Source organism: Nitrosomonas sp. Nm84, assembly GCF_003201565.1.
Classification (GTDB): Bacteria; Pseudomonadota; Gammaproteobacteria; order Burkholderiales; family Nitrosomonadaceae; genus Nitrosomonas.
On the sequence record NZ_QJJP01000045.1, the window covers coordinates 1 to 11,630 of the forward strand.

The 11,630-nt window shown below is 52.3% G+C and carries 1 protein-coding gene and 1 pseudogene; one reads left to right on the top strand and one right to left on the bottom strand.

All coding sequences use genetic code 11. The annotated features are described in order from the left end of the window. Positions 1-6: 6 nt before the first annotated feature. Positions 7-11,337, top strand: coding sequence for an amino acid adenylation domain-containing protein (locus C8R34_RS15305; protein ID WP_219999592.1), 11,331 nt, complete (start codon positions 7-9; stop codon positions 11,335-11,337). Position 11,338: 1 nt separating this feature from the next. On the opposite strand, the pseudogene C8R34_RS16725 reads toward C8R34_RS15305, so the two are convergent. Further along, positions 11,339-11,457, bottom strand: a pseudogene (locus C8R34_RS16725) (ATP-binding protein); the annotation flags it as partial. Between the last annotated feature and the right edge of the window lie 173 nt (positions 11,458-11,630).

Below are 11,630 nucleotides of genomic sequence, written 5' to 3' on the forward strand. Positions count from 1 at the left end.
GCTCAAGTGGAAGGATCGGCGTTTTCGCTGCCGCCGCTGGCGATTCAGTATGCAGACTATGCGCTATGGCAGCGCAACTGGCTGGAAGCGGGAGAGAAAGAGCGGCAGTTAACCTACTGGCGCAATCAACTGGGTACAGCGCATCCGGTATCGCAATTGCCCAGCGATCACCAGCACGCATCGACCGCGCATTACCGCGCGGCGCGGCATGATTTTGTGTTGCCGGTTGCACTCGCGACCCGCTTGCAGCGTCAGGCGCAGGCTCGCGGAACAACGTTGTTTATGGCATTGCTGGCCGGATTTCAGGCATTGTTATATCGCACTACCGGACAAAGCGACATGCGCGTAGGCGTCCCGATTGCCAACCGCCATCGGGTCGAGATAGAAAATATCGTCGGTCTGTTCGTGAATACCCAGGTTCTGTGCAGCCGCATCGACAGCCGCATGCCGTTGAGCGATCTACTCGATCAAACCCGTGAAGCCGCGCTGGGTGCGCAGACATATCAGGATCTGCCATTTGAGCAACTGGTGGAAGCGCTGCAACCGGAACGCAATCTGCATCAGAACCCGCTGTTCCAAGTCATGTTCAATCACCTGCGCGAGGATTATCGCGCCCTGGGGCAGTTGCCCGGACTGACTGTGGAAGAATATGAACTCGGCGATCGCGGCGCGCAGTTTGAGTTGACGCTGGATACTGTGGAGAGGCCAGGCGGGCAGATTGACGCACGTTTCACCTATGCTGCCGAATTGTTTGAAGCAGATACGATCGAGCGGCTGAGCGAACACTATCTTAGAGTGCTGGAACAACTGGCTGAAACCCCGGCGCGGTGTGTGGGCGACATCACGCTCCTAAGCACCGCAGAATGGCAGCAACTAACAGACTGGGGCGTTAACGAACGACGCTATGCCGATACAGAACCGGTGCATCGCTTGATCGAACGGCAGGTTGTCGAACGCCCTGATGCAACCGCGCTTATATTTGGCGATACGACACTCAGTTACGCGCAACTGAACAGCCGGGCGAACCGGTTGGCGCACCGATTGATGGCTTTGGGAGTGAAACCCGAGAGCCGGGTGGGGATTGCGGTGGAACGCTCGATCGACATGGTGGTTGGATTGCTGGCGACGCTCAAGGCGGGCGGCGCATACGTGCCGCTGGATCCGGCGTATCCGCGGGAACGGCTGAATCACATGGTGACAGACAGCGCGATTGAACTATTGCTAACGCAAAGCCATGTCAGGGAACGGATTCCCTATGCGGAAGGGTGTCATGTTGTAGAACTGGATACGCTGGATTTGACGGACTGGCCGGACAATAATCCGGCAGTGAATCTGCACGGGGAGCATCTGGCTTACATCATCTACACTTCCGGCTCCACCGGGAAACCTAAGGGGGTGGGGGTGGCGCATGGGCCGTTGGCGATGCATGTGCAATCGATTGGTGAACTTTACGGGATGACAGCGGCAGACCGTGAACTGCAATTTGCTTCGATCAATTTTGATGGTGCGCATGAGCGCTGGCTGGTGCCACTGGCTTTTGGCGCTGCATTGATGCCGCGCGACAACGAATTATGGGCGGTTGATCATACGGTGGCCGAGATAGCCAAACACGGCATTACGATTGCGTGCTTTACTCCGGGTTATTTGCAGCAATTGGCGGAATTTACCGGCAGCGCTGGCCGGGATTTGCCGATTCGTTCCTATACGGTAGGCGGTGAAGCGATGAGCCGCACCGGCTTTGATTTTGTGCAACAGACACTACATCCACCGCGCATCATCAACGGCTACGGTCCTACTGAAACAGTAATCACCCCGCTGATTTTTAAAGCCTATCCCGGAACTCAATTCGATTCGAATTATCTTCCGATCGGTTCGCCGGTTGGCGACCGCAGCGCTTATATTGTGGATGCTGAAATGAATCCGGTTGCGCAGGGCGTGATTGGTGAACTGTATCTCGGCGGTGCAGGACTCGCCCGCGGTTATCTGAATCGACCGGGGCTGACGGCGGAACGATTCATGGCGGACCCGTTTGATGGAAACGGAGCGCGGCTTTACCGCACGGGGGATCTGGCGAGATGGCGATCGGACGGGCAAATAGAATATCTGGGGCGACTCGATCATCAGGTCAAGGTAAGAGGTTTTCGCATTGAACTGGGTGAAATCGAAACACAATTATTGTTACAGCCGGAAATCAGAGAGGCGGTAGTGGTGGCGATGGAAGGGCCTGGCGGCGCAAGGCTTATGGGCTATATCGTACTGCATGCGGGAAACGCGGTGGATACCGCTGAGCTGCGCGGATTACTGGGAACTTCCTTGCCCGACTACATGATTCCATCGGCGATTGTGGTGCTGGAAAGCCTGCCGCTGAATGCGAACGGCAAAGTGGACCGCAAACTGCTGCCCGAACCGGAATTTGTTGGTGCAGGTGGTTATGAGGCGCCACAAGGGGAAGTGGAGGAATTATTGGCTGCGATTTGGAGAGATGCGCTGGGAATCGGCCAAGTTGGACGCAATGATAATTTCTTCGAACTGGGAGGGGATTCTATTCTCAGCCTCCAGATTGTGACCAAAGCGCGCCGTGCAGGTTGGAAAATCACGCCGCGGCAATTGTTCGAACGGCAAACGGTTGCCGCACTGGCGAGTATTGCTAAGCCGCTGGAGGCGCTTGCTAAGACCATTCCTGTTGAGCATAATTTAACGGATATCACTGCGCCTATTCCCATGTTGCCGATTCAGCTTGATTTTTTTGCGCAAGCGATACCCATGCGGCAGCATTGGAATCAAGCGGTATTGTTGAAAAGTCGCCAGCCTTTACAGGCAGCGTGGTTGGATCAGGCACTGAGAGCTGTTGTACAGCATCACGCTGCATTACATTTCCGCTATAACGAACAAACGAACGGTCAATGGCAGCAAATGGCCATTGAATCCGGTATTCAATCGGTGTTGTGGGTTCGGCAGGCGGCAGATGCTGGGCAGTTATTGGCGCTCTGTAATGAAGCTCAGCGCAGTCTGGATCTGCAGCAGGGATCGCTGGCACGCGCTATGCTGGTGGATATGGCGGATCAAACCCAACGTTTGCTGCTGGTTGTCCATCATTTGGTGATTGACGGTGTTTCCTGGCGTATTCTGATTGAGGATCTTGAAATCGCCTATCATCAGGCGAACAACCATGAAACTATTAGCTTGCCCGAAGTGACTAGCGGTTATTCGGTCTGGGCTCATCGGCTGCAACAGTATTTCGATGATCATGCCGCCGAGTTTGCCTATTGGCAAGATCAGGCGAATGCGCCCGTTTCTCTTCCGTGTGATTTTTCGGAAGGTTTCAATAGTACGTTTAACCATACCCGCAGCACTGCAAAGCTTGATCAGACGCAAACTCAGGCACTGCTCAAAGACGCGCCGGTCGCCTATCGCACGCAAGTCAACGATTTGCTGCTTGCTGCGCTAGGTGGCGCGCTATGTCAATGGAGCGGACATCAGAAGATTCTGATAGATCTTGAAGGCCATGGACGCGAGGATCTTTACCCTGATATCGATCTATCCAGGACGATTGGGTGGTTTACTGCACTGTTCCCGGTAATCCTCGATTCATCAGGTGATTTGACGCAAAGAATCAAGCGTATTAAAGAGAGTTTGCGGCAAATGCCCAATAAAGGATTGGGTTACGGTTTATTTAAATATTACGGCACTGCGGTGCAACGGCAAATTATCCGCGGTCTCCCCAAAGCGCAAGTGGTATTCAATTACCTGGGGCAATTCGATACCAGCTTTGGAGAACAAACTCCCTGGATGTTGGCCGATGAAGCGATAGGCGATTTGATGGATCATGACGTGAACCAGCAGCATGAGCTATCGATTAACAGCCATATCCACAATGGTGAACTGTGTCTGGAAGTCAACTACAGCGAAGCGCGCTATACCAAAGAAACGATCGAGACATTTATCGAGGCGCTACTGGCTGAACTCAAAGCGATTATCGGTCATTGTGGCAGCGGCGTTCGCGGCGTGACGCCATCTGATTTTTCTTTGATTCGACTGACTCAGGAAGAATTGGACGACTTGCCCATTCCTGTCGAGCAACTTGAGGATCTTTACCCGCTGTCACCGATGCAAACCGGCATACTGTTTCATAGTGTGTTTGATCGGGATGGCGGCATGTATCTTAATCAACTAAGCGCCGATATTGAACATCTGTCGGTCGAGCGGTTCAAGACTGCTTGGCAGGCCGCGATTGATCGTCATGAGATACTGCGGAGCGGTTTTGTACAGGAAGGAAAGAGCCCGCTGCAATGGGTGGCGAAAGCGGTTGAATTACCTTTTATTGTGCACGATTGGCGCGATCAGAATACGCATCCTTTGACTTATCAGCAGCAGGATCTGGATGCGCTCGCGCAATCCGAGCACATGTCGGGTACCGATCTGAAAAAACCACCGCTGATTCGGATTGCCGTGGTACGTCTCACCGATGAGCGATATCACGTCATCATGACGATCCATCATCTGTTGTTGGATGGCTGGAGTACGTCGCAATTGCTGGGTGAGGTGTTGCGGCATTATGGTGGTGTGACACTGTCATCGCCTCGTACTCGCTACCGGGATTTTATTGTATGGTTGCGCGATCGTGATCACAAGGCATCGGAAGCGTATTGGCAGGAGCGGCTACGTTATACCGCGGAATCCACCCGATTGGCCGATGCGGTTTCAGCACCGATAACCGGTGAGGGCTATGGAGAATCCATCCATCCCCTCAGCCGAACCTTGACCGATGATTTGGTCCATTTCTGCAAACGCGAACATATTACGATCAATACAGTAATACAAGCTGCGTGGGCTTTGCTGCTTGGTCAGTATACGGGTCAGCAAACGGTTACCTTTGGGGTGACTGTGGCGGGCAGACCGACAGATTTGCCAGGGGTGGATCAGATACTCGGGCTTTTCATCAATACCTTGCCCGTGAGTATTGCACTGAAGCCTGAATTGTCTATCGATGCATGGCTACAGGATATGCAAATACAAAATCTGGCTTCTCGCGAGCATGAACACACGCCACTGTATGAAATTCAGCGCTGGGTGGGGCAAAGCCGACAGGGATTGTTTGATAGTATTTTAGTGTTTGAGAATTATCCCATTGATGAAGCATTCAAGCAGCATACACCGGGTGGACTTGCCTTTTCCGGTGTCAAAGGCCGGGAAACCACTAATTATCCGATGACCGTGTCGGTGGTGGAGAATGATGGATTAACCTTGCAATATGGGTATGCCTGTAAAGATTTTTCAGCAGCGGCGGTCCGTTATATCGCCGCGCAGGTTGAACAACTGCTGCGGGAGATTACGCGAAGCGAAGTCAAATGTTTGGGCGACATCACGCGATTAAGTTCGACCGAATGGCAACAGCTAAAAGATTGGGGACTCAACAAACGACGCTATGACAATACCGAGCCGGTGCATCGATTGATTGAGCGGCAAGTGAATGAACGTCCTGATGCGATCGCACTCATTTTTGGGGAAGCGGAGCTCAGTTATGCGGAGCTGAACCGGCAGGCAAACCGGCTGGCGCACCAATTGATCGCGCTGGGAATCAAACCGGATAGCCGGGTAGGGATCGCGGTGGAACGCTCGATCGACGTGGTAGTTGGGTTGCTGGCGACGCTCAAAGCAGGTGCAGCGTATGTGCCATTGGATCCGGATTATCCGCGCGAGCGGCTGAATCACATGGTAGCGGACAGCGCAATTGAATTGCTGCTGACACAAAGCCCGTTGCGGGCGCGGATTCCGCATGCTGCAAGCGGTCATGTGCTGGAACTGGATACGTTGGATTTGACCGCCTGGCCGGAAAACAATCCTGATGTGGGACTGCAGGGCGGGCATCTGGCCTATATCATCTATACTTCCGGTTCTACCGGGAAACCCAAGGGTGTGGGCGTGTCCCACTTTGCCCTGTCTCAGCATATTCAAGCCACGATAGATTCGTTTAATCTGGGCGCTGCAGATCGCGTATTGCTGTTCTCCACGATTAATTTCGATGCTTTTATCGATCAATTCTTTCCCGCGTTATGTGTCGGCGCGGGTATTGTTTTACGAGACGCAACCTTATGGGATAGCGAGACTTTTTATCGAGAACTGCTTGCCAAGCAGATTACAGTCGCTGATTTGACGACCGCTTACTGGCAATTGTTGATCAGTGATTTTGCGAAAGTAGGCACGCGTCATTACGGTGCGCTCAGGCAGATGAATGTAGGTGGTGAGCGCATGCCGCCTGAAGCATTGGATATATGGCGTGAGGCTGGGTTGGATGCGGTCACATTATTTAATGCTTACGGACCGACTGAAGCGGTTGTCACAGCAACTGTTGCGGATTGCAGCACATATTTGCCCAAGCAGGTTGCCGATGCTCATAGTATTACAATTGGTAAACCACTGGCCGGACGCCATATCTACTTGCTCGATGCCAACTTGGTACCTGTGCTGCCGGGAATTTCCGGAGAACTTTATATCGGTGGAGCACTGCTCGCGCGCGGCTATCTGAAACGACCGGAGTTAACTGCGGAGCGGTTTATCGCCGATCCTTTTGATGAAAAAGGAGGGCGGCTTTACCGCACCGGCGATCTGGCAAGGTGGCGTTCGGATGGGCAAATAGAATATCTGGGTCGACTGGATCATCAAGTTAAGATCAGGGGATTTCGCGTTGAGCTCGGGGAAATAGAAACGCAGCTATTATTGCAGCCGGAAGTAAGGGAAGCGCTAGTGATCGCCAAAGAGGGATCCAGCGGAATGAAGTTGGTGGCTTATATCTCGCTGCATGCAGGCAGTACGTTGGATACCACAGTGTTGCGCGAGTCGATGGCAAAAGCGTTGCCGGATTACATGCTGCCATCGGCCATTGTTGTGTTGGAGCGTCTGCCGCTGAATGTGAACGGCAAGGTGGATCGTAAGCTATTGCCTGAGCCGGAATTTGTCAGTGCGGGTTCGTATGAAGCACCGCAAGGTGAAGTGGAAGCGGCATTAGCTGCGATTTGGGCGGAAGTGCTTGGCATCAGCCAGATAGGGCGCAACGATAATTTCTTCGAACTGGGAGGAGACTCGATTCTCAGTTTGCAGATTGTCACCAAAGCACGTCGGACGGGCTGGAAAATCACGCCGCGACAATTATTCGAACGACAAACGATTGCTGCACTGGCACAAGTGACGGAAATTGTGTCGGAGTTCGCAGTTGTTGAGGAGCCGCAACCTGTAAGGGCTTGTCTGGAGGATCATCTGGATGCAGGCATCATAGCCACGCTGCCATTTGGAAATCATGAAATCGAAGATATTTACCCCTTGTCGCCGACGCAGGAAGGGATGTTATTCCACACACTGGCGGCGCCGGGTACCGGACTGTATGTGAATCAGATGAGTGTTGCGGTGGAAGGATTGGATGCAGAGCGGTTGGCACATGCCTGGCAACAAATGATCGTCCGGCATCCGGTATTGCGCACAGGATTTTTATGGCAGGCGGGGCTTGTTCGTCCGTTGCAGATTGTATTTAAGCACATCGAAGCTGTTGTCACCCATTTGGATTGGCGCAATAAGCCTCATCTGGAAGAGCAGATTGTTGCGTATGCGGATGAAGAATTGAAGCGTGAGTTTGATTTTCTGAATCCCCCGATTCGGTTGAGTCTGATCCGCATAGCCGAGAACCGCCATCAGTTGGTATGGACCAAACACCACATACTGCTCGATGGTTGGGGTGATTCCATGCTGGTCAGTGATTGGTTGCGCTGCTATAACGGCGAAACGCTTGCGCCACCAGGTCCGGACTATAGTGTTTATGTGCGCTGGCTTGCACAGCAAGATAAGCAGGTAACCCAGCATTTCTGGCAAACTGAACTTGGTAACACGGAAGGTCCGACGCTCTTGGCAAAGTCGATCAGTAAGGCAGTCAAAAAAGATGGCCGACCCGATTTTGCACAGATTTACACGCATTGGAGTTCTGGCGAAACACGTCGTTTGCAAACGTTTGCGCAGCAGATGCATATTACGTTGAATACCTTTGTGCAAGCGGCGTGGGCGCTATTGCTACAACGCTATACCGGAAAACAGACGGTGATTTTTGGCGCTACTGTCGCGGGTCGGCCGCCCAGCTTGCCTAGGGCTGATGAAATCCTTGGTTTGTTTATCAATACCATTCCTATTCCGGTCGAGCGGCGCAGTGATTTGACAGTCAGCGAATATTTAAGCGCGTTGCAGGCGACCAATGCGCGTTTGCGCGATTATGAGCATACCTCACTGGCTGATATCCAGCGCTGGTCAGGTTTTTCCGGGCAACCGCTGTTTGACAGTATTGTCGTGTTTGAAAATTATCCGATCGACGCCACGTTGCGCAGTGATGAGCATTATGGGCTGCGTTTCGGTGACATAGCAGGCAAGGGATTGACCGGCTACGCCATGGATTTGCAAGTGGTTGTGGGTGATACGCTGGAAATTGAGTATGCCTATGGGTGTAACGATTTTACCGACGAGTTTGCAATCGATTTGCGTAGTCAAATGGAAGGTTTGATGCGGGAAATGATGACTTATCCGCAACGCGTGGTTGGGGAACTGGGATGGTTAGGAAAACAGCAACTTGATCAGCTGTTTTTGCTGCGCGGTAATACCGATTCGAACGAGGCAACATCTCGAGTCTATCAGCCTGTGCATCGCCTGATCGAGCATAACGCCGCCCATCAACCCAATGCCATTGCGTTGTTGATGGGCGAGCAGGAAATTTCCTATGCTGAGCTGAATGTACGTGCCAATAAACTTGCGCACCGACTGATTGCGCTGGGTGTTGGCACGGAAACTCGCATCGGTGTTGCGATGGAACGTTCCCTGGATATTATTGTGGCGTTGCTCGCGATTCTTAAATCCGGAGCAGCTTATGTGCCGCTCGATGTGGACTATCCCGCTGATCGGCTTGCGTTCATGATAAAAGACAGCGCGTTGTCGTTGTTGATTACGCAAAGTAAAGTGCTGGCCAAGTGCGAGTTCGATGCCGCCGTACCTAAACTGGTTGTGGATGCCATCGAGCTTGAGGCCGAGTCAGCACGTAATCCGGAGATATCTGTTCATGAGCATAATCTGGCGTATATCATTTATACATCCGGATCCACGGGTTTGCCAAAAGGCGTGGCGGTGACGCATGGTCCGCTCGCCATGCACTGCCAGGCGACCGCCCGGATTTATGATATGCATCCCAACTCGTGCGAACTGCTGTTCATGTCATTTTCATTCGATGGTGCGCATGAACGCTGGCTGACCGCGCTGACCATCGGCGCCGGATTGGCGGTGCGGGACCAGGAATTATGGACAGCTGAGCAGACTTACGATGCTTTGCATCATTACGGCATTACCAATGCTGCGTTTCCTCCGGCTTATCTCGGTCAGGTCGCGGAATGGGCAATGCCGCGCAACGATCCGCCGCCGGTAGAGTTGTATGTGTTCGGTGGCGAAGCCATGCCCAAAGCTTCCTATGATTTGATTCGTCAGACGCTGCAGCCGCGTACTTTGATTAATGGTTATGGGCCGACCGAGACTGTAGTCACGCCATTAATCTGGAAGACCCAAGCCAACAACAGTTTTGATTGCGCTTATGCCCCGATTGGACGGCCTGTGGGAGAGCGTGTCGTGTATGTATTGGATGTCGATATGCAGCCGGTGCCGATGGGGATCGTAGGTGAGCTTTATATTGGCGGCTATGGATTGGCACGAGGTTATTTGGGACGCGCCGGTTTGACCGCTGAACGCTTCATTGCCGACCCATTTGACGACAATGGCAGCCGTCTCTACCGTACCGGTGATCTGGTCAGGTGGATGGATGACGGCAATATCGAATATGTCGGTCGCGCCGATCATCAGGTGAAAATACGTGGATTCCGTATTGAATTAGGCGAAATCGAGGCGCGTATCCGTGAGATCGCCGGTGTTGTCGATGTGACGGTGGTAGTCTATGAGAGTGTGACGGGGGCGCAATTGGTGGCCTATGTGGTTCCGGTCGCGGAACAAGCAGCACAGAATCTGATGGCGCAATTGAAACAGACGCTTGCCAATCGCTTGCCCGAATATATGCTGCCGGCGCATTTTGTGCCATTAGCCGCATTGCCGCGTTTGCCGAGCGGCAAGCTTGACCGTAAGGTATTGCCGGAACCGGGTGTTTTAGCGAGCGATACTTATCAAGAACCGTCGACACCTGAAGCCAGGATGCTGGCAGACATATGGCAGACGGTGCTGGGTGTGGAACGGGTCGGCGAAACCGATAATTTCTTTGCGCTGGGTGGTGATTCCTTATCAAGCCTGAAAGTCATGGCACGCATGCGCAATCTTAACAATGAGAAATTGAATTTCAAGCTGCGGGATTTGATACAACGGCCAACCATTGCGAGCTTGCTGGAATTGGACAAACAAGCGATCGCCAATCCGAGTGGATTACTAGCACTCAACCAATCGAACGGGAGTGGGGAAGTTAAACCACTATTCTGCATCCATGCCGGATTGGGTACGGTGTTTGACTACCAACCGCTGGCACGGCAATTGCAAGGTACGCGGACGGTTTATGGATTACCTTGCCGCATGCTGGCCGATCCCGCGCACCGGGACGTATCTCTGAGTCAAATGGCACAAGACTACTGCGGAATGATTCGAGCCATCCAGCCGGAAGGACCGTATCATTTGCTGGGCTGGTCATTGGGTGGCACATTGGCCGCCATGATGGCCGCACTGCTGGAGACCAATGGGCAGACCGTGGCATTCCTGGGTTTGATTGATCCCTATATTCCCGGAATCGAATCACTGCAATCCGATGACTGGCGGCAGGATCTTGTTGATTTTGTTGCCGTGGCAATTCCTGGCGCTGCACTGGATGATATTCTAAAGACAGCGTTATCCAGCCAATCTCCGAAGGTGGGAACAAAGCAGACAATCATTGCGTTACTGGAAAAAGTGTTGGCTATTAGACAAGCTCAGATCCAAGCTGGCGAGCGTACGGAGCCTCAGGGTTATACCGACATGGGTGCGGAAGAGTTGGCGCATATCTTCCTTACTGCACGTCATTTAAAAACACTTTCGTTGCAGACAACTGCTTTGAATCCTTTGAGAACCCTGGCAATTTGCTGGTGGGCAGCAACACGAGAAATTGCAGACCGCATGGCGCTAATGCAGCAAATCAAGCCAGGCAAGATACGCTCGATGGAAATCAATGCGGATCATTTTGATATCGTACGTACCGATGTACTACTCTCGGAGGTGAAATCACTGCTGATGATTGCTTTAGCTGATTGTGGTAGCGATGGTCAGGTTGTTGATTTTATAGAGGATGGTCTCTGACTAAGTTGGTAGTTATGATAAGCGAAGTACGCTCATACAATTGGCTGATTAAGTGGAACAACAAAGCACCTCTCCGGATTCAGGGAAAGGCAGAAATCCCAATTCATCTAGGATGACTGCGTTAAATTGGATGAGTTTTTTGGCTAGATTTTCGGTTTTATTCAGTTGTTTTTCGTGTTTCAATATGGGGTTACACCCGAATGGCACTTACTTAAGCTTTTTTGGGTGACCGTGCATACGGATTTCATCACATGCTTGCCCCCTCGGTTTCATCAATCTTGGGTAAGGTTTTG